Source organism: Nocardia sp. NPDC050408 (assembly GCF_044458905.1).
Taxonomy (GTDB): Bacteria; Actinomycetota; Actinomycetes; order Mycobacteriales; family Mycobacteriaceae; genus Nocardia.
Genome location: NZ_JBITIL010000004.1, coordinates 216,562 through 240,658 on the forward strand (window position 1 = coordinate 216,562; position 24,097 = coordinate 240,658).

A 24,097-nucleotide genomic window follows, 5' to 3' on the forward strand; every position below is an offset into this window, starting at 1 on the left:
CGAGTGTCATGCCAGGTCGGTGGCGATGATCTTTTCGATATTGCGTTCCGCGAGACCGGTAATTGTCAGGAAGGGGTTGACGCCGGTGCTGCCCGGAATCAGCGATCCGTCGATGACGTATAGCCCGGAGTAGCCGTTGAGTCGGCCATAGTTATCGGTGGCCTGTCCGAGCAGGCAGCCGCCGAGGGGGTGGTAGACGAAGTCGTCGCCCCAGACCTTGTAGACGCCGAACAGATCAGACCGATAAACCGTGCCCGCCTTGGAATTGATGGCATCGAAGACGCGTTTCGCCGCATCGATCGAAGGCTGGGTGTACGACGCCTGCCAGGACAGATCCACCCCGCCGGTGGCGGAGTTGTAGGTGAACTCGGCGCGGTTGGGGTTCTTGGTGATCGCCAGATAGAGATTCACGCCGTTCTCGGTACTCGTTGGGAACGGGGCGATTTCGGCGAATACCGGACCATTCGCATCGGCCCAGTTGTCGATGCCCATACAGGGAATCGCGGATTGGAGCGCGCCGGTCAAATCCAGTCCGGCGCGTCCGACCATCACATTGCCGTTGTTGCCCCAGCCCGCGCCGACCGAATCGGCCAGGTTGGGCAGCTTTCCCAGCGCCTTCATGGTGACAAGCAGTTTGCTGGTGCCGACGCTGCCCGCCGCGAAGAAGACTTTGTCCGCGGTGACGGTTTTGGTCGCCACCGTATTGCCGAGCACATCGATCTGTGTGATGACCACCGTGTAGCCGCTCGCGGCCGGTGCCACGCTGGTGACCTTGTGTAATGGTGAGATGCTCAGCTTGCCGGTCGCGGCGGCCACCGCCAGATAAGTCTTGTCGAGCGAACGTTTTCCGTAGTTGTTGCCATAGATCACCTCGCCGGCCAGCGCCGAGCGGGTAACGGTATTCGCCTGCTCCTTCTGCATATAGCTGAAGTCGTAGACATTGGGCACGAATGTTGTTGTGTAGCCTGCTTTGTTGGCGGTTGTGCGACTGACCCGCGCGTATTTGTAGCATTCGGCGGATTCGAACCAGGCCGAGTCGACATTGTTGACCCCGAGCGCGGACTGTGCCCGGGGGAAGTAGGTGGAGTACATCGTCGTCGCGTCGACCGATGGCAGGATCTGTTGGAAGTAGTCCTGTTTCGGCAGCGGAGCCATGCCGCCGTTGACCAGCGAGCCGCCGCCGACCCCACGGCCCTGATACACCCTGGTCGCCGCGAAATGCTCCGAATCGAGCACACCGGCGTCGCTCGGGCTGATGTCCCGGTTGATATCCGCCCCGACGAAATAGCCGACCGGCTGCTCGGTTCTGGTCCGGAACCAATAGGAGCGCTCGTCGGGATCGAGCATGGTGCAGAACACTTTTCCGTCCGAGCCGGGTGTGGTCCAGTTCTGTCCCATCTCGATCATCGCCACCTGCTTGCCCGCCTGGCACAGGCGCAGCGCGGCGACCGCGCCGCCGTAGCCGCTGCCGATGATCAGATTCGGCACGTGATCCCCGTTGCCGATGGGTGCCGCCGACGCCTTCGCGGTCCACGCGGCCGGGCTGAGCGCCATCGCCCCGGCCGCAATTGCAGTGCCCGCCAAGAATTTCCGGCGATTCATCCCTTGGCGAACGCCGGTGTTGGCCGAGGGGCGTCGGTCGTACATGAGCGAAAACCTTCCGATGTGAGGCATAGGAGAGTGCCTCGAGTCGGCAGACTGTAACAGGTTCTAGTTGAGCGCTCGAGCGAATTGTGATGTTGACGGTCAGGAGTCCAGGTGTCGGCTACGCAATCGGTACTCGAACACACCTCGCGGTTCACCTGGCCCGAAATACTGGTCATCATGTTCGACGAATTCGAACCCAGCCCGCTTGAACAAGTCCGCGGCCGGCTGGTTGTCGGGCCGTACCGTCAGATAAACGACCTCGGCTCCATCTGTCCGGCACTGCTGCAGCATCTGGTGCAGCAGGGCGGGACCGTAGCCTTTGCCCCGGTGTTGCTCGGCCACTGCGAACGTGAACAGCAGCGCCCGGCCCGCCTTATGGAGCGTCAGCGCATAGCCGATCACCCGGCCGTCCAGCTCAGCGACCAGCCAATCGGATCCATGCAGGTCGTAGAGCTGTCGCAGCATCAGATACAGGTACGGCTCGGCGAACACCTCGGCCTCGATGGCCGCGATATCTTCGATGTCGGCCAAGCGTGCCTGCCGGTATTGCGGCTGCGGCGCTCTTACGATGTCCATGAGCTTCCTAGTGCCGGGGCATAGGTCATCGCGGACCACTGCACCAAGAACGATACGCGGCTGACCAGCATCTGTGATCGGCAGTGCATCGGATGTCGCGGCAGAGCCGGGGGATCATCGAAGGTTGCTTGTGCGCCAGTGGTTTTCGAAATTTTGGGTTCGGCCAGCATGTCGGGCGGGCTCAGTCGTGACAAATCCAAACAGATCCGAGTTGTGATTCCACCGGGACATAGTCTGGCCCCCGTCGGGGGTGTCGAATTCGGGAGGTGTCAGATGTCGAGTCTCCGAGCTGTCGTCGTCGCGACCACGTTGGGTTGCTCGCTGCTGGTGGGGCCGGCGCCGGCACACGCCGACCCGACCGGAGGCCCGGCCGCGCCGGTGTCGCCCGGCCCGTCCGATCCGCAGCGGTGGATCGACGCACATATCCCCGCGCCATCGTTTCCGCCTGCCGCGTCACCGCCGTCCGGTGAGGTGCCCGCGGACTTGGCGGCGTTGTGGCAGGCAGTGCGGTCCGCGCCGTCGGGGGATCGGATGTTCGACGCGTGGCCGGATGGGCTCGATGGTCTAGCTCCCGGCGATATCGTCGAGTGGCGTGATGTGACAGCGACTTCCGCACCGCTGGCGATTTTGCCGATACAGCGTGCGATCCTGCTGAAGTTCCGGACGACGGACGCATCCGGTGTGCCATCCTTCGGGACCGCGACATTGGTGATTCCCGCCGCCGCATGGACGGGTCCGGGGGATCGGCCGGTGTTGGTGAATGCACTGCCGATCAATTCGCTCGGACTCAGCTGCACGCCGAGCTACGCGATGGCGCACGGGTTGCACAGCAAGTTCAATGCGGGTGATCTGTTTCCGCCGAACACAGCCTGGGGCCTCAGCCGCGGCTACGCGGTGCTGATTCCCGATCACGAGGGTCCGTGGATGGCCTACGCCGAACCGAAGGTCGCCGGGCATGTGCTGCTGGATTCGATTCGCGCGGTGCGCAACATGCTGCCGACGGAGTTCACGGACAGTCGTTTCGCGATTACCGGATATTCCGGTGGCGCGATCGCATCGTATGCGGCCGCCATGCTGCTCGACGAGTACGCGCCGGAACTGTCGGGTGTGCTGGTCGGGGCGGCCATGGGTGGACTCGTGACCGACTATCGAATGGTCGCCAGCCGCTTCAACGGAAACTCCGCATCCGGCATTCTGCTGGTTGTCGCGTTGGCGATGAGCCGGGAGCATCCGGAGATTCTCGGCTATTTGAATCATCTGGCCCAGTGGGCGGCGACCTCGCCGATCAAGGACACCTGTGGTGACAGCAACGGCCCGCTCGGCGTGGTCGGCGTTCCGATCGATGTCGCCGCCAATATCAGTGCCCCGCTGACCAGCGGTATCGCGGATCGAATCTTCGGGCAGCTCAGCCTGACGGGCCGTAAATCGGGTGCGCCGCTCTACATCTATCACGCCGCAAGCGACTTCTGGATCCCGCACGAGAACGGTGACGATCTCTACCGCGACCAATGCGCGCGCGGTGTCCCAGCGGTGCATCGCACCGAACCCGGCGAGCACGTCATCGCCCTGTTCACCGGCTTTCCCGGGGAGATCGGCTGGATCGACGGACGTTTGCGCGGCGAGCCGGCCCCGAGTGAATGCCCAGGGCGGTGAGCTCGGACCAGCGGATCGCGGGCCGAGCCCAGAACCGGCGCAGAGAGCAGCGTCAAGACGGCGAAGCCGCCGAGACCGGCATCGACCTGCCCTGGTCGGACCAGCTCTTCGCCCAACGGGCCTGATCCTCGGCGCCGCCTACCACTGCGCCGCCGTGATCACCGACGGCGGCACGCCACAGAACGCCGGACGGTACCCGCTAGTGCGTGGCGGTCGCGAAAGGCGTTGCTACCGGTCCTGATTCGGTGCGGTTCGGGTGCGTCCACAGGCCGCGGCGTTCCAGGATGGGCAGCACGCCCTCGCCGAACCAGTAGGCCTCTTCGATGTGGGGGTAGCCGGAGAGGATGAAGTGGGTGATGCCGAGCTCGGCGTACTCGATCAGCCGGTCGGCGACCTCTTCGTGTGAGCCGACCAGGGCGGTGCCCGCCCCGCCGCGGACCAGACCGACGCCCGCCCAGAGGTTCGGCGCGATCTCCAGACGGTCGGTGCGGCCGCCGTGCAGATCGAGCATGCGGCGCTGGCCCTCGGATTCGCTGCGCGCGAGACTGGCCTGCACACGGGCGATTTCGGCGGGGTCTAGGCCGGACAGCAGTCGATCGGCGACGGCCCAGGCCGCTTCGGAGGTGTCGCGGCTGATGACGTGAATGCGTAGGCCGTAGCTGAGTTCTCGGCTTTCAGCGGCGGCGAGCCCGCGGATCCAATCGAGTTTCTTGCCGACCGCGGCGGGCCGTTCACCCCAGGTGAGGTAGGTGTCGGCATAACGGGCCGCGACCGGTCCGGCGGGGCCGGAGGAGCCGCCGAAGAAGACCGGCGGGATCGGGTCCGGATGGTTGTGGAGCAGGGCGTCGCGGATCTGAATATGGGTGCCCTCGAAGCTGACCGGTTCGCGGGACTCCCACAGCTCGCGCACCACGTGCAGGAATTCGGCGGTGCGTGCGTAGCGCTGCTCCTTATCGAGGAAATCACCGTAGGCCTGTTGTTCGTGTGGTTCGCCGCCGGTCACCACATTCAGCAGTAGGCGGCCGCGGGAATGGCGCTGATAGGTCCCGGCCATCTGGGCGGCCAGCGTCGGGCTGAGCAGTCCGGGGCGGAACGCCACCAGGAATTTCAGTGTTTCGGTGGTTTCGACGAGCATGGCGGTGGTCAGCCAGGCGTCCTCGCACCAGGCGCCGGTCGGGGTGAGCACCGCCTCGAAACCGTTGTCCTCGGCTGCCGCGCCGATTTGGTTGAGGTAGCGCAGCGATGCCGGGCGGTCACCGGACATCGAAGTGCCGTGACCACCGGCGATCAGGCCACGCGAATCGCCGTAGGTGGGCAGAAACCAATGGAACGACAGTGACATCGACAACTGCTCCTCGCCGGTTCGGATGCCGCTTTCGGGCACGGACAACCGCGATGCTGCCAGCGTCGCTGAGCCGTGTCACCGGTTGGAATCTGTGTGGTTCTTACCTCCTGCCAGCGCGTTTAGATCGCAGTGCGGATAACTGGTGAGCTGACGGCATCTCCGCGCGATCGTGGGGTGATGACATCCATCGAGGCGAAATCCACCACAGACTCCGACCTGGATGCGATCTTCGGGCCGATCTTCGACCGCATCGCGCAAGGCGCGGTCGAGCGCGAGATCGATCGTCTGCTGCCCTTCGAGGAGGTGGGCTGGCTGCGCGAGGCCAAATTCGGTGCGTTGCGGGTGCCGGTCGAATTCGGCGGTTACGGCGTCACGGTGCGACAGTTGTTCCGGTTGCTCATCGAATTGGCGGCCGCCGAATCGAATCTGCCGCAGGCATTGCGGGTGCACTTCTCCTTCGTCGAGGACCAGTTGCTCGCCGAGTCGGGGGAGAACCGTGAGCATTGGCTGCGTGCCGCGGCCGGTGGCACGCTCGTCGGCAATGCGATCACCGAGCCGGGCATCGGGGCTGTCGACCATTACCGCACGCGGCTGACCAAGGATGGCGATCGCTGGCTTCTCAACGGCACCAAGTACTACAGCACCGGTTCGCTCTACGCGGACTACATCCTCGCGGCGGCCGATCGCGACGGTGAGCGGGTAGGCGTGCTCGTCGATGCGAATGCCGACGGCGTCCGCCAGCACGACGACTGGGACGGCTTCGGTCAGCGGCTGACCGCAAGCGGCACAACGGAATTCACCGATGTCGCGGTCGAGCCGGAGCGCGTTCTCGGGCCCGGCTACGGCGCGCCCGGACCGACCTATGCGACCTCCTACCTGCAGTTGGTCCAGCTGTCGGTGCTCGCCGGTATCGCGAAGCGAGCCGAGCGCGATGCCCGCGAGTGGGTGGCGGCGCGCACCCGGGGCTACACCCATTCGGCCGCCGACCTGCCACGCCAGGATCCGTTGGTGCAACAGGTGATCGGACGGCTTTCCGCCGCCGCATTCGCCGCCGAGGCGACCGTGCTCGCCGTGGCCGATGTGCTCGACAAGGTGCTCGCGGGCGGTGCACAGGACGAAGAGTCCATCGTGGCAGCGGAACTCGCCGCCGCACAGGCACAACTCGCGGTCATCGATCTCGTATTGCCCGCCACCACATTGCTGTTCGAGGTAGGCGGTGCGTCGGTCGTCTCCGAGCGCCTGCGACTGGATCGGCACTGGCGCAACGCCCGCACCATCTCGGTGCACAATCCGGCCATCCAAAAGGCAAGGGCAATCGGTGATTATCTGCTGAACGGCACGCAACTGCCGTTCGCTTGGAGCGCGGGTGAGCGCAAGCCCGCGACGGGAGACCAGCAGTGACACGCCGCATTCGCTTCAATGCCTTCGACATGAACTGTGTCGCGCACCAATCACCGGGTCTGTGGCGACATCCCGAGGACCAGTCGCACCGGTACAAGGAACTGAGCTACTGGACCGAATTGGCGAAGCTGTTGGAGCAGGGCCGTTTCGACGGCATCTTCATCGCCGACGTACTCGGGACCTACGACGTATACGGCGGCAACGACATTGCCGCGCTGCGCCAGGGCGCTCAGATTCCGGTGGCCGACCCGTTGCTGCTGGTCTCGGCTATGGCCGCGGTCACCGAACATCTCGGCTTCGGCATCACCACCGGCACCGGCTTCGAACACCCCTATCCGTTCGCGCGTCGACTCTCCACCCTCGATCACCTCACCAACGGCCGCATCGGCTGGAACGTCGTGACCGGCTACTTGCCTTCGGCCGCAAGGAATTTCGGTGCCAACGACCAGCTGGACCACGACGAGCGCTACAACCAGGCCGATGAATACCTGGAGGTCCTGTACAAGCTGTGGGAGGGCTCCTGGGAGGACGACGCGGTGGTTCGTGATGCCGCGCAGGGCATCTACGTCGACCCTGCGAAAGTGCATCACATCGGCCATCGGGGCACGCACTATCAGGTGCCTGGCATCCATCTCGCGGAGCCGTCGCCGCAGCGGACGCCGGTGATCTATCAGGCCGGTGCGTCACCGCGCGGTGTGCGCTTTGCTGCCGAGAATGCGGAGGCGATATTCGTCGCCGGGCCTTCGAAACGGATTCTGGCACAGACTGTTTCTCGCATCCGTGACGCACTCGAGGCGGCGGGACGGGATCGGTATTCGGCCCGGATCTACGCACTGGCCACGATCATTACCGACGCGACCGGCGAGGCGGCACACGCCAAATACGAGGAGTACCTGTCCTACGCCAGCGTCGAGGGCGGGCTGGTCTTCATGTCCGGGTGGATGGGCATCGATCTGTCGGGTTACGCCCTGGACGATCCGATCGGCCAGGTGCAGAGCAATGCCATCCAGTCCGCCGTGGCCGCCTTCCAGGAATTCGACGACGACGGCCGTGAATGGACCGTTCGCGATATCGGTCGTTGGGCCGGGATCGGCGGGATGGGGCCGGTATTCGTCGGCTCAGGTGCTGCCGTCGCCGATCAGCTCCAGGACTGGGTCGCCGAAACCGACCTGGACGGCTTCAATTTGGCCTACGCAATTACCCCTGGAAGCTTCGAAGATATTGTCCGCTATGTGGTTCCGGTGCTGACCGAGCGTGGCGCCTACGCTGCGGACTACACACCGGGCACCCTGCGAAATGCCTTGTTCGACAAAGGAGATCGGCTGCCGCAAGAGCACCGCGGCGCACGATATCGCCTTGGTGGTTCATTATCGACGGCATTGCCCGATGCCGAATCGAGGCCGGGCGCCTCCGTCGCGGCCACTTAATCGAGCGAATTCAGGAAGGCCTGGGCGATGGATTCCAGGCCTTTCCTGTCGATATCGTCGAAGCGGTTCGGTTGTGGGCTGTCGAGATCGAAGACGCCGACGAGGATATCGTCGCGTACCAGCGGAACCACGATTTCGGAGCGAGTATCGGCATCACAGGCGATATGCCCGGGAAAGGCGTGCACGTCGGGCACCAATCGAGTCTCCCGGGTCTCGGCGGCGGTGCCGCAGACACCCTTGCCGATGGCGATGCGCACGCAGGCCGGTTTGCCCTGGAAGGGGCCGACCACCAATTCCTGTCCGTCGTAGAAATAGAATCCGACCCAATTCACCTCGGTCAGCGCGTGGAAGACCAGCGCGGCCAGATTCGCGGCATTCGCGATCCGGTCGGTCTCGCCCGCGACCAGCGCCTCGGCTTGCGCGACGAGCTGACGGTACTGTTCGGACCGGTCACCGGTCAGTTCGGCAACAGTGAACGACATGGCTGAAATCCTATGGCAGCCACGATCGGACGCGTTCGGCGCGATCGCGAATTCCAGGTCACCCCATTGATTCTCGATGATCGCAACACTGCAATCATCGCTGCGGGAGACGGACCATGATTGGCATGACATCGCAGAATACCCGCTCCACACGTTCGGCCGCGGTAATCGGTGCCGGTCAAACCGGCGTCACTGCGGCTCTTGGATTACTCGACGCCGGATTCGACGTCACGCTCTACAGCGACCGCGATCAGCGTTCGTTGCGCGACGATGTACCGGCCACCGGCACCGCACTCGAATTCGGGGAGACCCAACAGGCCGAATCCGCGCTCGGTCTGGATACCTACACCGGTCGCGCACCCCGGCACACCGGGCTGAGCGTGCGCATTGCCGGACCCGAGCGCGAGGAATTGATCCAATTCGACGGTCATTTCGACGGATATGTCGGGGTTGCGGTCGATACCCGTTTGAAGGCCGACGAACGGCTCACCGCATTCCTGGAACGCGGCGGACGTTTCGTCGTCGAGCAGGTGACGCCCGATAAACTCGACACTATCGCCGCGGCCGCGGATCTCACGCTGGTGGCCACCGGGCGCGGCGGCTTGTCCGACCTGTTCCCGATCGATCATGCACGCACCCCTTACGAATCTCCACAACGGTCACTGCTTACCGTCACCGTGACCGGAATCGGCCATGACGAAAGCGTTTTCGCGCACCGCAGTCGGGCCGGTGGTGCGCACAGCGGCTTCTCCATCTTCGCCGGGCAGGGCGAGGGCTGGTGGGGACCGTATCTGCACAAGGACGCGGGTCCGAGCTGGGCATTCCTCGGCTGGGCGCGGCCGGGCAGTGAATGGGAAAGTCGTTTCGCCGCAGCGGATTCGGCCGAATCGGCGCATCGGATCGTGCAGGATCTGTACCGCGATTTCATCGATTGGGATCTGCCCGAGGTGCTCGAAACCCGGGTGATCGCCGAGGATCCGCATTCCTGGCTCAAGGGCGCGGTCCGGCCGGTGGTCCGGTCCGGCGTCGGGCAGACCGCCGGTGGTCATGTCGTTGCCTCGCTCGGTGATACCTCGGCCGCCTACGACCCGATCGCAGGGCAGGGCGCGCAGAGCGGACTTATCCAGGCGCAACGACTGGTCGCGGCGGCCGCCGTGCACGAGGGACCGTTCGACGCGGACTGGATCAGCGCACAGTACGCCGCATTCCTCGCCGCGCGCGGGGATGCGGCGAATAAGGTCACCCGCTTGTTCCTCGGCGATCCGGAATTGGCCGATATCGGCAATCAGCTCTTCGCCGCGGCCGCGGTCGATCAGCGCTTCGCGAACGCACTCGTCGGACTGCTGCACGGCCCGCAGCCATTCCTCGGTGTCGATTCGCTCGAAGCGGCCGCCGAATTCATCGCCCAGGTCACCGGTGCGGATGCCGAGGCACTGCTCGGACGGTTCACACCGGCCGGTCGATTCAGCCGATCCGGTTACAGCCTCGCCAACGCCTGATCGCTACACCCATCCGATCGCACAGATTCAAACCCTCCTGTCGGTGGGCTTGCGGTGCTGGAGTGGAAGGGGCGCTTGGTGCGCCCCTTCCTGGCGATAGACGGTTCCCCGACACCAATGGAGTAAGTATGACCACAGAGCACATCGCCGATCAGATCCGGTTCGCCTACTGGGTGCCGAATGTCAGCGGGGGGCTGGTCACCAGTGATATCGAACAACGCACCAGCTGGGACTTCGAATACAACAAGAAGTTGGCGCAAACCGCGGAGAACAACGGGTTCGATTACGCGCTGTCCCAGGTCCGCTATACAGCCTCCTACGGTGCGGAATACCAGCACGAGTCCACCTCGTTCAGTCTCGCGCTGCTCGGTGCGACCGAGCGGCTCAAGGTGATCGCCGCGATCCATCCCGGACTCTGGCACCCGGCCGTACTGGCCAAATTCGGTGCCACCGCCGATCACCTCTCCAACGGCCGGTTCGCCATCAATGTCGTATCCGGTTGGTTCGCAGGGGAATTCACCGCCCTCGGCGAGCCGTGGCTGGAGCACGACGAACGGTACCGCCGCAGCGCCGAATTCCTCGAGGTGATCCGCAAGATCTGGACAGAGGATGATGTCAACTACGGTGGCGATTTCTATCGCATCCGCGATTTCACGCTGAAGCCCAAGCCGCTGAACACCCCCGAACGTCCGAATCCCGAACTGTTCCAGGGTGGTAACTCGACCGCGGCGCGCCGCAATGGTGGCCGCTACGCCGACTGGTACTTCTCCAACGGCAAGGATTTCGACGGCGTCACCGAACAATTGGATGAGCTGCGCAGTATCGCCCAGGCGAATCAGCGCGCGGTCAAATTCGGTCTGAACGGTTTCATCATTGCTCGCGATACCGAGAAGGAAGCCCGCGATACCTTGCGCGAAATCATCGAGAAGGCGAATAAGCCTGCGGTGGAAGGCTTCCGGGACGCGGTGCAACAAGCCGGTGCGTCATCGAAGGACCGCAAGGGGATGTGGGCGGATTCGACGTTCGAAGATCTCGTGCAGTACAATGACGGATTCCGTACCAAGCTGATCGGCACACCCGAACAGGTCGCCGAGCGCATCGTGGCCTACAAGGAACTCGGCGTCGACCTGATTCTGGCCGGTTTCCTGCACTTCCAGGAGGAGGTCGAGTACTTCGGCGCGAAGGTGTTGCCGCTGGTTCGCGAACTGGAGGCCGCACGTACGCCCGCCACTGTGGGGCACCGATGACCGCCGTCGTCGCCGACCGGATCGAATCCGCCGCACACGCGTATTCGGTTGCGGCACAGCTTTCTTGGGGGTTTGCCGACGGCGCGGCGGCGCGTGATCGCGGCCGGGAGTTGCCATTCGCCGAAGTGGATCGACTGGCGGCGAGTGGGTTGCTGGCAATCACCGTGCCCGCGGCATTCGGGGGCGCGGATCTGCCGCCGAGTGCGGTGGCGGAGGTGGTGCGCATTCTGGCGGTCGCCGACCCGAATATCGCGCAGATTCCACACAGCCACTTCGTGTATCTGAACCTGTTGCGCTTGGCGGGTACCGCGGATCAGCAGGCGCGGTACTTCGGGCAAGTTCTGGCGGGCGCTCGGATTGCCAACGCGCAGTCCGAGCGCGGCACTGCGACTGTCGCCGATATCGCCACTACGGTGCGTCCGGTGGGGGATCGCTTCCGTATAGATGGCGTCAAGTTCTACTGTACGGGTTCGCTTTTCGCAGATCTGCTCGCGGTGCTGACCCGGCTCGATGATCCGGAGAGCCGCAGTGGACTGCCTGCGGGCGAGTACATCGCATATCTGCCAGCCGATACACCGGGCGTACGAATCATCGACGACTGGAACGGCATCGGCCAGCGCACCACCGGCAGCGGGACCATCGAATTCGCGGAAGTCGCGGTCGAGCCGACTCAATTGATTGCCCGCTCGGCGGCCGTGCACGCGCCGACAGGCTACGGTGCCTACGCACAACTGCTGCATGCCGCGATCGACACCGGCATCGCTCGTGGCGCGCTCAGTACCGCAACGGAATTCGTACGCACTTCCAGCCGTCCCTGGTTCGAATCGGGTGTCGACAGGGCGATCGACGATCCACTGCTCATCCAGCGTTTCGGTGAGCTCTCGGTCGCGGTGACAGCGGCCGAGGCCACGCTCACCGCCGCCGGTGTTGCCGTCGACGCCGCCGTCTCCGCTACCGAATCCGTTGCTGCGGCATCGCTTGCCGTAGCCACCGCCAAGGTGCTCGCCGATCGAGCCGCCAACGAGGTCTCGGCCGCATTGTTCGAGGTCGGCGGAACACGCAGTGCCGCAGCGGATCTGAACCTGCACCACTTCTGGCGCAATGCCCGCACCCACACCCTGCACGACCCGGTCCGGTGGAAATATCAGCACATCGGCCGGGCACTACTGCACGACACCACGCCGCCGTTGCACGGGGTGATCTGATCGAGCGAGAAGAGGATACGGAAGTGACAGTTACGGTCGTCGTCGGTAATCCGAAGCCAGCCTCTCGTACCCTGACCGCGGCGACGCTGGTGGCCGGGGGGTTACGCCCGGACGTGGAACCGGAGGTGATCGATCTGGTCTCCTACGGCGCGAGCCTGCTGTCCTGGGGTGATCCAGAGGTCGCGGCCGCCGTTCGCACGGTGGCGAATTCGGAGCTGGTGGTCTTCGCCAGTCCCACCTTCAAGGCCACCTACACCGGTCTGTTGAAGCTGTTCCTCGAACAATTCGAGGGCGGTACCGGACTGGCCGATGTGGTGGTGGTGCCGCTCATGCTCGGCGCGGGCCCGGTCCATGCGCTCGCCCCGGATCTGCTGCTCAAGCCGGTGTTGGTCGAACTCGGTGCGACGGCGGCGCTGCCCGGTCTCTACCTGTCGGACAGTACTTTTCAGGAAGACGGCGCCATCGCGCGCTACACCGAACGCTGGCGCCCGGTCGCCGCTGCCCTCGCCTCGAAGGCGGCCAATCATGCGTGAGCTCTTCGAATTCCCGTCCGACGGTTCCGGCCTACGTCGTGTCTTCGCCAGCTTCCCCAGCGGTGTCGTCGCGGTCTGCGCCGAAATCGAAGGGACGCCACATGGCTTGGCGGTGAGCACCTTCGTCCCGGTCTCGCTGGACCCGCCGCTGGTGTCGTTCTGCGTGCAGAACAGCTCGGCGACTTGGCCGAAGCTGGATACCGCAACGCACCTCGGTCTGAGCCTGCTCGGCACCGATCAGGAGCACGCGGCTCGGGCACTGAGCAACCGCAACGGCAACCGCTTCCACAATGTGGAGGTGCACCGTGGCGCGGCCGACGCGATCTTCATCGAGGGCGCGACGGCGTGGATCGAGGGCGCGGTCGAGGCACGTATCCCCGCGGGCGACCACACAGTGGTCATCCTCCGGATCAACCGCCTCGCCGCCCGCGCCGATGCCGAACCACTGATCTTCCACGGCAGCAAATTCCGCAGCCTGCACCCGCACCGGGAGATCACCGAGATCGCCAGCTGACATTCGATGAGCTAGCGCCTCGTCCGGATGGCTTGTGCGCCACCCGCTCCGGCTGTTCGCCGAGCGTAGTGATGTGGCCGTCGAATGCGGCGTGGGCGACCACGATTGGACTGCGTTCGACGGAACCCCCCGGACCAAGGCTCGATACGGCAGAAGCTATCCGGGCGAGATACTAGGTTGGGCGGGGTGCGGTGCCGCCTGGGAAGGTGGCGACGCGGACGCCCGCGTATTCGGCCTGGACCTTGTAGTAGCGGTTGGTCGGGCCGTAGGTGGCGTAGAAGACGAAGCCGCGGGTTTCGGGCTCGGCGAATGGTGCATCGGCGACGAAACGGGCCAGGACCGGGTCGAGGTCGGTTGGGAAGCTGGACGGTTCGCAGCGCACCGGGAAGCAGATGCGCTCCATGCGTGATGAGGTCCAAGAGAAGGTGCGGTAGAGGTTGAAGGTGCGGGCGAGTAAGGCCAATTCGGTTTCGGTGGGTGCGGTGAAGTCGAGTTCGGCCAGGATTCCGGTGATATCCGCGGGAGTTAGGTAGCCGGGCTCGAAGACATTCGAGTACAGGTTCATCGTGCGGGCGTCGAAATCTACTGCGAGAATCCCGATTCGGCCGCCGTAGCGGGACAGATGGTCCGCGTGCGCGCGCGCGGACTCCGGGATTCCGGAGAAGGCGAGAATCCGCTCGACGCTGATCAGTTCGGGAAAGACCAGCCAGATCTTCTGCACCCCACTGGCGATCGCGAGATCGACACCCGAGCTGACCGGGACTTCGGCGGAGATCTCGGCAAGCAACTGCTCCATCGGATGGCCCGTATAGGTGAGAAGTCCTGCGCCACGCAGTTTCTCGATGAGCTCGGTGGGCTCGCCGGGGTGCATCACCCGGGCGTTGACTTCGCGCTCGGGCACCGGATGCGTGGTGGTGCGCACGCCCACAACCGAATTGGTCCATAGCTCAGCCAGTGTTTCCAGTACCGGATCCGCGATCGCGGGGTCGTAGCGAACCTCGGCCAGGCGCGCATACTTTTGCAGATCCTTCCGGAGTCGATCGAGTGTCCTTGCCATGACGCTCATCGTCCCGGAAACGTCCGCCCGATCGCAGCGCTTCGCATGATCTCGCGGGCGAATTCAGGGCGTTGGCAGCCCATTCGATGGTGAAGTTCGGTTACCGATCGCGGACCCGGCGTCCGTGAGGTGCGCCCGCTGTTGCGGTAGGTTTCGGCGGTGGCTTTGAACTGGAAACTGGTCGTCGACACCAGGAACGCCTCCGCCCTCGCCGATTTCTGGGCCGCGGCGCTGGACTACGAGGTGGAAGACCCGAGCACCCTGGTCGAGCGACTACTGGCCGCCGGGCAGCTCCCCGCGGCCGCGGTCGTCGACCATCACGGACGCAAAACCTTCCGCGGCTACGCCGCCATCCGCCACCCCGACGACCCCTTCGACCCGATCAGCGGCGTCGGCCAGGGGCGGCGACTGCTCTTCCAGGACGTTCCGGAGGAAAAATCCGGTAAGAACCGTCTACACATCGACGTGCACAGCGAGCCTGGCACCCTTGATGCGCTGGTCTCGCGATTGGAAGCATTGGGAGCAACCCGGATCCGCGAAATCGATAAGGGACCAGCCGGTCACTGGTGGGTTATGCGCGACCCCGAAGGCAACGAGTTCTGCGCCGCATAGGATTTTCTCTCTCAGGGGTGAACAGGGCCGACTCGCGGTTGCGGCGGTGGCCTGGTTCGGCCGCGCCCAGCGCCGGGAGGTAGGCCTTCAGTGGTCAGGCCGGAACCCTGTCGGCGGCGAGGAAACCATCGACGAAGCCGAGCGCCCGCTCTTCCAAGCCCGCATAGTGGGCTTCGCGGACCGCGCCGGTGAGGGCCTCGTCGAGCAGCAGATTGCCCGCGGCATCCACGCGCTGCCGCTTTTCTTCCGCGCCGGGCAACAACCCCACCGAGGACTGTGTGAGGCCGCAGTAATAGGCGATACCGTCGTTGAGTTGCGCGCTCAGCGCATCCTGCATGAGCTCGACGACCGCGTCGTCGTCTGCCACGCCCGCCAGGCCCAGCCACAGCATCCGCTTGCCCGCGAGCCGGGGTTTGCTGCGGCCGTAGGCGAATCCGTAGTTCCACACTCGATCGATCCAGCCCTTCAGAATTGCCGGGACCTGCATCCAGTACACCGGGAACACCGCGACGATCACGTCGGCGGCGAGGATGCGCCGCATGTGATTCTCGACTTCGGGGGAGTATGCCTTCTCCCGGTTGCCCCATTCCGGGAGGTCGGCGGCGCTCATCCGGGGATCGAAGTTCTCGGCGTGCAGGTCCAGCAGATCGATCCGGTAGCCGAGCGCGGCGAGCCGCCGGGTGGCCAGCTCGGCGATATGGGCCGTGAGCGAGTCGGGCCGGGGATGAGCGACGACGACCAGCGCGGTACGGGTGGTCGCGATGTCCACGGTCGAGTTGTGCTGCATGGGTGCCTCCTCTGTGGGTCCGGAGTTCCGGACGATCGGTTGTGCGGTCTGGGTTTCATTCCACACTCCGGGCAATGGACGATCTATGGGTAAGGATCTACATTCGATAGGAGTTCGTCTACCGTCGATGGTGTGGATCCATTGAGCAAACTGCTGAGCGGTATCCGTGCCGAGGGAGCTGTGCTCACCAACGCGGTCTTGGAAGCACCGTGGAGCATCCGGTTCGCCGACGAAGCGCCGCTGACCATGGTCACCGTGCTGCGCGGTGGGGGGACACTGCTGCTGTCCGGCGGTCTCGAGCATCGGATCACGGTGGGAGACACCGCGATCGTGCGCGGCCCGGAAACGTTCGTCCTAGTCGACCGCGCGGATACTGTCGGCCGACCGCACGAGGAGTACGAAGTCGCCTGCTTCGCGCCGGACGCGAAATGCGATCCCGCGCTGGACAGTGGTCGCTGGGGGAACGACCCCGCCGGTGAGACCGCTCTGATTGTCGGCGCCTATCGGGCCTCCAGTCGGCGCCACGAACGGCTGCTGCGTGCTCTACCACCCGTCCTGGTCGTGACCGACGATGTGGAGGTGTGCGCGTGGATGGAGTCGATCGCCGCGGATGCGGCCCGACGTCCGGCCGGAGCGCAGGCGATGATGGACCGGCTGCTCGACTGGGCGTTGGTGTGCACGCTGCGCAACTGGTTCGACAAGCTGGACGCTGACGCGCCGGGTTGGTATCGCGGGCCGGCCGATCCGGTGGTCGGGCCGGCGTTGGAGGCCATGCACGGAAGGCCGGCCGCCGGTTGGACGGTCGCGTCGCTGGCCGCCGAGGCGAGGGTATCGCGGGCGCTGTTCGCCCGGCGGTTCTCCGAGGTCATGGCGCAGTCGCCGCTGGCGTATCTCACCGAATGCAGGATGGATGAGGCGGAGGAACTACTGGCCGACCGGAGTCTCACGGTGGCGCAGGTCGCGAAGGCTGTCGGTTATGCGGACGCTTTCGGTTTCAGCGCGGCGTTCAAGCGCCATCGAGGTATCCGCCCCAGCGATTTCCGCGCCACCGCCGATCTCGGAGCGTGAACCGGTACCCAGCCATCAGGGCCTGCACGATCGGGCTGTCACCGACTTCGGCACTGAAGTCCGCGCGCTCCGCATTCACCGACCGTTAGGCTTCGAAGTGCCGCCGGGCGGACTCGATGTGCTGGAAGTACCGGTAGGTCCACTCGCACATTCCGTCGACGGTCGCTCGAAGTCCGTGGCCCGCTTCGGTAAGGGTGTATTCGACCCGGGGCGGGACGGTGGGGTGGACGGTCCGCTCGGCCAGGCCGTTGCGCTCCAACATACGCAGGTTCTGGGTGAGCATCTTGTGGCTGATGCCCTCGACTCGGCTGCGCAGCTCGCTGAAGCGCAGGGTGCCCTCCCCTAGGGCCTCGATGATCAACAGCGCCCACTTGTTGGCGACATCGGAGAAGATCTCCCGCGCCAGGGAGTCGGCTCGCCGCAGGTTGGCATCCTCGGCCGAGCCGCTGAGCTGCTTGGTCACCATAAGGTTCCTCAGTCACTGAAAAGTGCGTTCTTCCATGTCAACGCACACTCTCCTACAGTTCCTGAGTAACTACAAGAGACCAAAGGTCGTTTGACGAACACGGGCTTCAGGAGCCCGGACAAGGAGGCGGACAGCATGGCTATCACCCTGAAGAATCCCGATGGACTGCCGAAAATCGATGTCTACCGGCAGGTGGCGATCGCCTCGGGTTCGAAGTTGGTCTTCATCGCCGGGCAGGTCGCCTGGGACGCGGAAGGGGTCACGGTGGGCGAGGGCGACCTTGCCGCGCAGGTTGAGCAGTGCTACCTCAACATCGCCACCGCGCTGGGCGAGGCCGGCGGTTCCTTTGGCGACGTAGCGAAACTGACCTTCTATGTCGTCGACTGGACTGCCGACAAGATGCCCGCGCTCCTGGAGGGAATCTCCCGGGCGACCGCGAAGCTGGGGGTCACTCCGGTGCCGCCGACCACGCTGATCGGCGTCGCGGCGCTGGATGTTCCCGAGCATCTGGTCGAGATCGAAGCCACCGCGGTCCTCGACTGAATATGTACCGCTGAGCGGCCGAGCGGTGAGCTACCAATGGCATACCGGCTCCTGATCCACTGCCTGGGAACAGCCTCTGAAACCGCGGTCCGCCAGCTTCTGGACGGGCTGTTACCGGCTCCGGCACTGAATCTGTTGTGATGCCCCGCTTCTCGCATCGGGAGAGGAGCGGGGAAGTGGTCACAACCGGGTGCCATTGACCACCAGTGCGACGTCGATATTGTCGCGTGTGGCGTTGGAGTACGGGCAGACCTGGTGGGCCGTCTCGACAAGTTCGACTGCCTGGTCGCCGGTGAGCGAGGGCAGTGAGATTCGCAGTTCGACGCCGAGTTCGAAGCGGCCGCCGTCGATTGGGATCAGTGAGACCGATGAGTCGATCTCCGCGTCGTTCGCCTCGAGGTTCCCGCGCTGCCCTAGCAGGGCAAGTGTAGTGCCGAAACAGGCGGCGTAGCCGATTGCGAAGAGCTGCTCGGGGTTGGCTCCCGCACCGTCTCCGCCCAGCTCTTTGGGCTGCCGTAGTTCCAGATCCAGCCGTCCGTCGGATGTGTGCCCTCGGCCGTTCCTTCCCCCAGTGACGTGCGCTTCCGCCGTGTACAGCGCCTCGGTCATATTGAACTCCCTTCGATAGCTACCAGTAAAAGAACTTGGCACTTCTAGAATAGGAAGTCAATGGGTTAAAGTTTGGAATCTGACGAGGGCGCCAAGCCGTTCGTCCTGGCCTTCGTTCATCCAAGAACGGGAAGCGTGGAGTCTAGAATTAGGAAGTGGACCAGCGAACCTATAACCAGTACTGCGCGACCGCGCGCACCCTCGACCTTGTCGGCGAGCGCTGGACGCTGCTGTTGATCCGCGAACTGCTGACCGGGCCCAAACGGTTCGGCGACCTGCAGGCCAGCATGCGCGGCTTGGGCACTGGACTGCTGGCCGCCCGCCTCAAACATCTCGAGCGCGAGGGACTCGCACAAAAGATCACGCTCCCACCGCCCGCCCGAACCCCCGCGTACGCCCTCACCGAGGCTGGCGAGGAACTCGGACCGCCGATCCTGGGACTGGCTCGATGGGGCCTCAAGTGGGCGATGGGTGAACGCCGCGAGACCGAGACGTTCCATCCGGGCTGGGCGGTGCTCGGCCTACAGGCCTGCTTCGATGCCGAGGTCGCCGCCGGGCTGCGCGCGGTGTACGAGTTCCGGATCGACGATGAGATCTTCCATGCCCGGATCGACGACGGGACGATCGAGGCGCTGCACGGACCTGCTCAGCACCCTGATGCGACTATCACGATTAGCGAGGAAGCGTTCCTCGACGTGACGAGTCAGGGGCGAACCTTCGCCGACGCGATCGAGACCGGTGCTGCGTCGGCGTCCGGGGACAGCGAGGCCTTGCGCAGGCTGAAGGGCCTGTTCCGATTGCCGCCCTCGTGTTCCCGCACGCCCGATCACACGTGATTGTGCCGGCTGGAGCCGTCGCGCACCTAGGTCGATGGAGAGTGCGCGTAGGTTCGCGAATCAGCCGATGAGACAAGGGAATCGGCGTCAACGGACCGGTCGTTCAGGCGTCGAGGTCGGTAGCTACGAGTTTAGCTACGAGCTCGAGGGCGTTGGCGTCGTCGCTGGTGACGACTACGTCGGTGCCGTGGGCCGCGCCAAGGGTCATGATCATGAGGGCCGAGCCCGCGTCTACGGGGTCGCCGCCAACGAGGGAGAGGGTGACCTCGGCGCCGGAGTCGGTGACGGTTTCGGCGATGATGTTGGCGGGGCGAGCGTGCAGGCCGATGGCGGAGGCGACGGTGACAGTGGTGCTGGCCATGGGGATTCTTCCTTGGGTGAGAGGGGACTTCAGGCGGTGGCGAGGGCGGGGGTGCGTGGCTTGATGAATTCCTTTGCGGCGGTGACGCAGAGGGCGGCGACGGCGGTGCCCGCGACGAGGGCGGCGAGGAACCAGACGATGTGGCCGACCGCGAAGAAGACGAAGATGCCGCCGTGCGGTGCGCTGAGCGTGGTTCCGGTCGCCATGATCAGCGCACCGGTGACCGCGCCACCGGCCATCATCGAGGGGATCACGCGCAGCGGATCGGCGGCCGCGAAGGGGATCGCTCCTTCGGAGATGAAGGAGGCACCGAGAAGCCATGCGGCCTTGCCATTTTCACGTTCGGCCGTGGTGAACAGCCGGGGCCGCAGAACCGTGGCCAACGCCATGGCCAGCGGCGGGACCATGCCGGCGGCCATGACGGCCGCCATGATGCGCAGCGAGGCCGGATCAGTGACCGACAGTCCGGCCACGGCGAAGGAATACGCGGCCTTGTTGACCGGGCCGCCGAGGTCGAAGCACATCATGAGGCCGAGGATGGCGCCGAGGGCGAGGGCGGAGGTGCCGGTCAGGCTGTTGAGCCAATTGGTGAGTCCGCTGGTGATCGCGGCGAGCGGCTTGCCGAGGAAGATGAACATCAACGCGCCGACAATCAGTGAGGCGGACAGCGGGATGACCACGACCGGCATGAGTCCCCGCGCCCATTGTGGGGCAGGCAGTTTCGCCACCCACAGGGCCGCGAATCCGGCGATCAGACCACCGACGAGGCCGCCGAGGAATCCGGCGCCGACGAAGACGGCCACCGCACCGGCGGTGAATCCTGGTGCCAGGCCTGGTCGGTCGGCGATGGCGAAGGCGATATATCCGGCGAGGGCGGGTACCAGGAAGCTGAACGCGAGCGAACCCAGTTGGAACAGCACCGCGCCGAGATAGGTCGGTAGGCCGCCGTCGGGTAGTGCGGTCAGCGAGTTGTCGAGCACGATCTTCTTGGCGTGGTCGGCGATTTCGTAGCCGCCGAACAGGAATCCGAGCGCGATGAGCAAGCCCCCCGCGGCGACGAACGGGATCATATAGCTGACGCCGGTGAGCAGGATCTGGCGCAATCGGGTACCCCAGCCGAGTGTGGCGGGTGCTGAATCGCCATCGCTGCGTGCCGATCCCGCGACGGTCGCCGCCGTGGGGTCGAGGGCGGCGCGCAGTGCGTCGGCGACCATGGTGTCGGGCTCGTTGATCGCGCGTTTGACTCCGGATTCCACAACCGGCTTGCCCGCGAATCGTTCCCGACCGCGTACACCGACGTCGGTGGCGAAGATGACCGCGCTCGCGGCGGCGATGGTTTCGGCCCTCAGCGGGGTGCTGCCGCTGGAACCCTGGGTCTCGACGTGCACCGTGACACCCGCGCGGTCACCGGCGGCGACGAGGGAGTCGGCGGCCATGTAGGTGTGGGCGATGCCCGTCGGACAAGCCGTGACCGCGACGATTGTTTGCCCGGCCGGTGCGTCGGCCGAAACGCCGTCGCGCGCAGGTGTTGTCGCGCTGTCCGAGCTGCCGCGTCCGGCCGCTGTCGAAGGTGTGCTGTTCGAATCCGGTTCGCGTGCGGATGTGGTGCCTTTCGAAGCCGCTCGGGACGCGGATGCGCCGTTCGAAACGGCTACGTCTGTGGGAGTACGGTTCGAACCGGGATCCTGTGCCGGTGCGCCGATCGAAGCGGCTGCTGGCGGTAGAGTTCCATTCGGAGCTGTCTGGGGCGTTGATGCACTGTCCGGAGCTGCCTCGGGCGTCGGTGAGCTGCCGGAAGGGGCCTGCGTAACGGCGGCGTTCGCGGCGTTACCGTTCGAAGCAGCTCGTGACACCCGGGCGTCGCTCGAAACAGACCCCACTGCAGGGGTTTTGGGCGTCATCGCAGGCTTCTGCGTAAGCACATCCGTAACCAGCGAAACCACCTCATCAGCGCTCGCGGCACCCCGCAGCGAACTCACGAACTCCGGCCGAACAAGCGCCCGAGCCAAACTCGACAACAACTTCATATGCTCGGCCCCGGCACCTTCCGGCGCGGCGATGAGGAATACGAGATCGGCGGGCCCATCAGCAGCACCGAAATCCACCGCAGGTTCCAACCGGGCGAACCCGAGCGACGCACTGGTCACGGCCGCATTCCGGCAATGCGGAATCGCAATCCCACCGGGAAGCCCTGTCGCGGATTGCGATTCGCGTGCCAGCGCCGCATCACGTAATGCGTCGGCAGATGTGGCGCGTCCATTGTCGGTGAGTCGCTGCGCCAGCGTCGCGATGACCGTTTCCTTGGCGCTGCCGAGGTCGGTATCGAGGCTGATCAGCTCGGTGGTGATGATCGAATCATGGGAGTGGGCCATCGCAGTGTCCTTCAGCGACTGTGCAGGGATTCCAACGTCGTGACGGCCACGGCGCGGGGGTCGGTGTGGTGTGGGCCGGGCAGCCCGGTCCCGGGCAGCGCGGCGGCCGCGCTGCCATAGGCGACGGCGCGGCGCAGCCGATCCGGTGCGTCCAGCCCATCGAGATCGGCGAGCAGGTATCCGGCCAGCGCGGAATCGCCTGCTCCCACGGTGCTGCGCGGGGTAATGGCGGGTGCGGCGGCATGCCATGCACCGTCCATTGTGACCAGCACGGCCCCGGCCGCGCCGAGTGTCGCGAGCACGGCATCGACGCCGCGAGCGACCAGCGTGCTCGCCGCGCGAGCCGCGGCGATGGGATCCTCGAGTTCGGCGGGGTCGCCGTGGGTGAGCTGGGCCAGCTCTTCGGCATTCGGCTTGAGCAGTTGCGGCGCAGCCGATTCCAGCTCGGCGGCCAGTGCGAGCAGGGGAGCGTCGGAGGTGTCCACCGCGACCCGAGTGCCCCGCAGCCGGTGCAGCAGATATGCGTACCAGTCCGTGGGGACGGCGGGCGGCAAGGACCCGGACAGCACCACCCAGCTCGCCCTATCGGCGAGTTCATCGAGCTGATTCGCCAGTGCGGCAAGGCATTCGGCGGACAGCGATGATCCGGGTTCATTGATCTTCGTGGTGGTGCCGTCGCGTTCGGCGACGGTGAGGTTGGTGCGCGCCGGGAAGGTGCACGGCACCGCGCGGTGCTCGATATCGGCATCGGTGAGCATGCGCAGCAACGGATCACCGGCATTGCCGGGCAGCACAGCAACGGTCTCGACACCGGCGGCGGCGATCACCCGAGAGACATTGACGCCCTTGCCGCCGGGCTGCGACAGCACGGCCTCGGCACGGTGTACAGCGCCGCGCCGCAATGGATCGGGCAGGCTGACGGTGCGGTCGATACTGGGATTCGCGGTGAGCGTGACGATCATGCCGTGACCACCTCGATGCCGTACTCGGTGAGTTCGTTGTGCACTGAAGGCAGCAGCCCGGTATCGGTGACCAGCACGTCGAACTCCTCGACCGAGCCGAAGCTCAGCAGATCCTCGCGCCCGACCTTGGTGGCATCAGCGACCACTACGACCCGGTGGGCACTGGCGATCATGGCGCGCTTGACCGCCGCCTCATCGGGATCTGGGGTGGACAGTCCGTGGCCGATGGTCAGCGCATTGGTCCCGATGAATGCCACATCGACCCGCAGTTCGCCGAGTACGCGCAGCGCCTCCGCGCCGACCGCGGCCTGCGTGACACCTCGCACCCGACCGCCGATCAGATGCAACCGCACACCGCCGAATCCACTGAGCCGGGCCGCGATGGGCACCGAGTTCGTGACGGCGACGAGTTCGCGGTCCGTGGGCAGGGCGGCTGCCACCCGCGCGGTGGTGGTCCCGGCATCGAACAGCACGCTGCCGCCGGTCGGTGGCAGATAGTCCAGGGCGGCCTTGGCGATGCGGTCCTTCTCGGCGGCACGTGTGTGCTCACGCTCGGTGGTTCCGAGTTCGATCGCGGTGAGCGCCGCCGCGGGCACCGCACCGCCGTGCACCCGGCGGATCAGTCCCATCCGATCGAGGACCGCCAGATCCCGGCGCACGGTTTCGGTGGTGACCCCGTATTGCTCGGACAGATCGGCGACCGATACGCGCCCGCGTTGCCCGACCAGGGCGGCGATGGCCTGCTGGCGCTCCTCTGCGTACATCCGACCCTCCGATTGGCAATGTGTGTTTATGTTGTTTTATGCCCGTCTGTGTTGCTTTGTCAAGAGATTTGAGTAGTCTGGATCACATCGAGCCGAGCTGAGTATCGGTTGCACTCACTCGACATCGGCGT

Annotated in this window: 25 protein-coding genes; 13 read left to right on the plus strand and 12 right to left on the minus strand. The window is 65.2% G+C overall.

What is annotated here, in order from left to right; translation table 11 throughout:
* Positions 1-6 precede the first annotated feature (6 nt).
* Both ACIBJI_RS14255 and ACIBJI_RS14260 read right to left on the minus strand, forming a co-directional pair.
* The gene (locus tag ACIBJI_RS14255; RefSeq protein ID WP_364349862.1) at positions 7-1,647 is read right to left on the minus strand and encodes a GMC oxidoreductase; all 1,641 of its coding nucleotides are present in this window, start codon (positions 1,645-1,647) and stop codon (positions 7-9) included.
* 99 nt (positions 1,648-1,746) lie between these two features.
* Entirely contained in the window at positions 1,747-2,223 is a 477-nt protein-coding gene (locus ACIBJI_RS14260) for a GNAT family N-acetyltransferase (RefSeq protein ID WP_364349866.1), read from the minus strand.
* A 273-nt stretch (positions 2,224-2,496) separates the two neighbouring features.
* Here ACIBJI_RS14260 and ACIBJI_RS14265 point away from each other — a divergent pair, with 273 nt between their 5' ends.
* Together ACIBJI_RS14265 and ACIBJI_RS14270 are read left to right on the plus strand one after the other, a co-directional pair.
* Positions 2,497-3,876, plus strand: a complete 1,380-nt coding sequence (locus tag ACIBJI_RS14265) for a lipase family protein (RefSeq protein WP_397084429.1) — start codon at positions 2,497-2,499, stop codon at positions 3,874-3,876.
* Positions 3,873-4,001, plus strand: a complete 129-nt coding sequence (locus tag ACIBJI_RS14270) for a hypothetical protein (RefSeq protein WP_364349875.1) — start codon at positions 3,873-3,875, stop codon at positions 3,999-4,001. Before ACIBJI_RS14265 ends, ACIBJI_RS14270 begins: the two co-directional genes overlap by 4 nt.
* A gap of 74 nt (positions 4,002-4,075) precedes the next feature.
* Here ACIBJI_RS14270 and ACIBJI_RS14275 read toward each other — a convergent pair whose 3' ends face one another.
* Positions 4,076-5,218, minus strand: coding sequence for an LLM class flavin-dependent oxidoreductase (locus ACIBJI_RS14275; protein WP_397084431.1), 1,143 nt, complete (start codon positions 5,216-5,218; stop codon positions 4,076-4,078).
* Between the two features lie 180 nt (positions 5,219-5,398).
* Between ACIBJI_RS14275 and ACIBJI_RS14280 the strand changes: the two genes are divergently transcribed.
* Together ACIBJI_RS14280 and ACIBJI_RS14285 are read left to right on the plus strand one after the other, a co-directional pair.
* Positions 5,399-6,622, plus strand: coding sequence for an acyl-CoA dehydrogenase family protein (locus ACIBJI_RS14280; RefSeq protein WP_397084434.1), 1,224 nt, complete (start codon positions 5,399-5,401; stop codon positions 6,620-6,622).
* Positions 6,619-8,049 (plus strand): LLM class flavin-dependent oxidoreductase, encoded by a 1,431-nt coding sequence (locus ACIBJI_RS14285; protein WP_397084436.1) that lies wholly within the window; start codon positions 6,619-6,621, stop codon positions 8,047-8,049. The genes ACIBJI_RS14280 and ACIBJI_RS14285 overlap by 4 nt, the downstream gene beginning before the upstream one ends.
* Here the strand turns inward: ACIBJI_RS14285 and ACIBJI_RS14290 are convergent.
* Complete coding sequence (locus tag ACIBJI_RS14290) at positions 8,046-8,531, minus strand: GAF domain-containing protein (protein ID WP_364349888.1); 486 nt, start codon at positions 8,529-8,531, stop codon at positions 8,046-8,048. The genes ACIBJI_RS14285 and ACIBJI_RS14290 overlap by 4 nt on opposite strands.
* 125 nt (positions 8,532-8,656) lie before the next feature.
* On the opposite strand from ACIBJI_RS14290, the gene ACIBJI_RS14295 reads away from it, so the two are divergent.
* From ACIBJI_RS14295 to ACIBJI_RS14315, 5 genes are all read left to right on the plus strand, one after another.
* Positions 8,657-10,030 carry a styrene monooxygenase/indole monooxygenase family protein gene (locus ACIBJI_RS14295; protein ID WP_396954941.1) on the plus strand — a complete coding sequence of 458 codons (1,374 nt, stop codon included), beginning with the start codon at positions 8,657-8,659 and terminating at the stop codon, positions 10,028-10,030.
* Between the two features lie 128 nt (positions 10,031-10,158).
* On the plus strand, positions 10,159-11,277 hold the full coding sequence (gene sfnG, locus ACIBJI_RS14300; protein ID WP_397084438.1) for a dimethylsulfone monooxygenase SfnG: 1,119 nt from the start codon (positions 10,159-10,161) through the stop codon (positions 11,275-11,277).
* Complete coding sequence (locus ACIBJI_RS14305) at positions 11,274-12,482, plus strand: SfnB family sulfur acquisition oxidoreductase (protein ID WP_397084440.1); 1,209 nt, start codon at positions 11,274-11,276, stop codon at positions 12,480-12,482. Before sfnG ends, ACIBJI_RS14305 begins: the two co-directional genes overlap by 4 nt.
* A gap of 23 nt (positions 12,483-12,505) precedes the next feature.
* Positions 12,506-13,015: an NADPH-dependent FMN reductase gene (locus tag ACIBJI_RS14310; protein ID WP_397084442.1), complete on the plus strand. Its 510-nt coding sequence runs from the start codon at positions 12,506-12,508 to the stop codon at positions 13,013-13,015.
* Positions 13,008-13,529 carry a flavin reductase family protein gene (locus ACIBJI_RS14315; protein ID WP_364349903.1) on the plus strand — a complete coding sequence of 174 codons (522 nt, stop codon included), beginning with the start codon at positions 13,008-13,010 and terminating at the stop codon, positions 13,527-13,529. Before ACIBJI_RS14310 ends, ACIBJI_RS14315 begins: the two co-directional genes overlap by 8 nt.
* Before the next feature lie 172 nt (positions 13,530-13,701).
* Here ACIBJI_RS14315 and ACIBJI_RS14320 read toward each other — a convergent pair whose 3' ends face one another.
* A complete protein-coding gene (locus ACIBJI_RS14320; RefSeq protein ID WP_364349906.1) occupies positions 13,702-14,586 on the minus strand; it encodes an aromatic prenyltransferase in 885 nt (294 codons plus the stop codon).
* Between the two features lie 159 nt (positions 14,587-14,745).
* Here ACIBJI_RS14320 and ACIBJI_RS14325 point away from each other — a divergent pair, with 159 nt between their 5' ends.
* A complete protein-coding gene (locus ACIBJI_RS14325; protein WP_397084445.1) occupies positions 14,746-15,198 on the plus strand; it encodes a VOC family protein in 453 nt (150 codons plus the stop codon).
* A gap of 94 nt (positions 15,199-15,292) precedes the next feature.
* On the opposite strand, the gene ACIBJI_RS14330 is transcribed toward ACIBJI_RS14325, so the two are convergent.
* Positions 15,293-15,985, minus strand: a complete 693-nt coding sequence (locus ACIBJI_RS14330) for an NAD(P)H oxidoreductase (protein WP_397084447.1) — start codon at positions 15,983-15,985, stop codon at positions 15,293-15,295.
* A gap of 132 nt (positions 15,986-16,117) precedes the next feature.
* Between ACIBJI_RS14330 and ACIBJI_RS14335 the strand changes: the two genes are divergently transcribed.
* A complete protein-coding gene (locus ACIBJI_RS14335; protein ID WP_364349915.1) occupies positions 16,118-17,053 on the plus strand; it encodes an AraC family transcriptional regulator in 936 nt (311 codons plus the stop codon).
* Positions 17,054-17,138: 85 nt separating this feature from the next.
* On the opposite strand, the gene ACIBJI_RS14340 is transcribed toward ACIBJI_RS14335, so the two are convergent.
* A complete protein-coding gene (locus ACIBJI_RS14340) occupies positions 17,139-17,519 on the minus strand; it encodes a helix-turn-helix domain-containing protein (protein WP_364349918.1) in 381 nt (126 codons plus the stop codon).
* A gap of 135 nt (positions 17,520-17,654) precedes the next feature.
* Here ACIBJI_RS14340 and ACIBJI_RS14345 point away from each other — a divergent pair, with 135 nt between their 5' ends.
* Positions 17,655-18,062, plus strand: a complete 408-nt coding sequence (locus ACIBJI_RS14345; protein WP_364350150.1) for a RidA family protein — start codon at positions 17,655-17,657, stop codon at positions 18,060-18,062.
* A 180-nt stretch (positions 18,063-18,242) separates the two neighbouring features.
* Here the strand turns inward: ACIBJI_RS14345 and ACIBJI_RS14350 are convergent, their stop codons facing one another.
* Positions 18,243-18,671, minus strand: a complete 429-nt coding sequence (locus ACIBJI_RS14350; protein ID WP_364349921.1) for an organic hydroperoxide resistance protein — start codon at positions 18,669-18,671, stop codon at positions 18,243-18,245.
* A gap of 155 nt (positions 18,672-18,826) precedes the next feature.
* Between ACIBJI_RS14350 and ACIBJI_RS14355 the strand changes: the two genes are divergently transcribed.
* Entirely contained in the window at positions 18,827-19,507 is a 681-nt protein-coding gene (locus tag ACIBJI_RS14355) for a winged helix-turn-helix transcriptional regulator (protein WP_397084449.1), read from the plus strand.
* A gap of 103 nt (positions 19,508-19,610) precedes the next feature.
* Here the strand turns inward: ACIBJI_RS14355 and ACIBJI_RS14360 are convergent, their stop codons facing one another.
* The 4 genes from ACIBJI_RS14360 to ACIBJI_RS14375 are packed head-to-tail and all read right to left on the minus strand — an operon-like array spanning position 19,611 to position 23,966.
* Entirely contained in the window at positions 19,611-19,868 is a 258-nt protein-coding gene (locus tag ACIBJI_RS14360) for an HPr family phosphocarrier protein (protein ID WP_364349927.1), read from the minus strand.
* A 29-nt stretch (positions 19,869-19,897) separates the two neighbouring features.
* Positions 19,898-22,240, minus strand: a complete 2,343-nt coding sequence (locus ACIBJI_RS14365) for a fructose-specific PTS transporter subunit EIIC (RefSeq protein ID WP_364349930.1) — start codon at positions 22,238-22,240, stop codon at positions 19,898-19,900.
* Positions 22,241-22,251: 11 nt separating this feature from the next.
* Positions 22,252-23,202 carry a 1-phosphofructokinase family hexose kinase gene (locus ACIBJI_RS14370; RefSeq protein WP_364349933.1) on the minus strand — a complete coding sequence of 317 codons (951 nt, stop codon included), beginning with the start codon at positions 23,200-23,202 and terminating at the stop codon, positions 22,252-22,254.
* On the minus strand, positions 23,199-23,966 hold the full coding sequence (locus ACIBJI_RS14375) for a DeoR/GlpR family DNA-binding transcription regulator (protein WP_364349936.1): 768 nt from the start codon (positions 23,964-23,966) through the stop codon (positions 23,199-23,201). The genes ACIBJI_RS14370 and ACIBJI_RS14375 overlap by 4 nt, the downstream gene beginning before the upstream one ends.
* Positions 23,967-24,097: the final 131 nt, after the last annotated feature.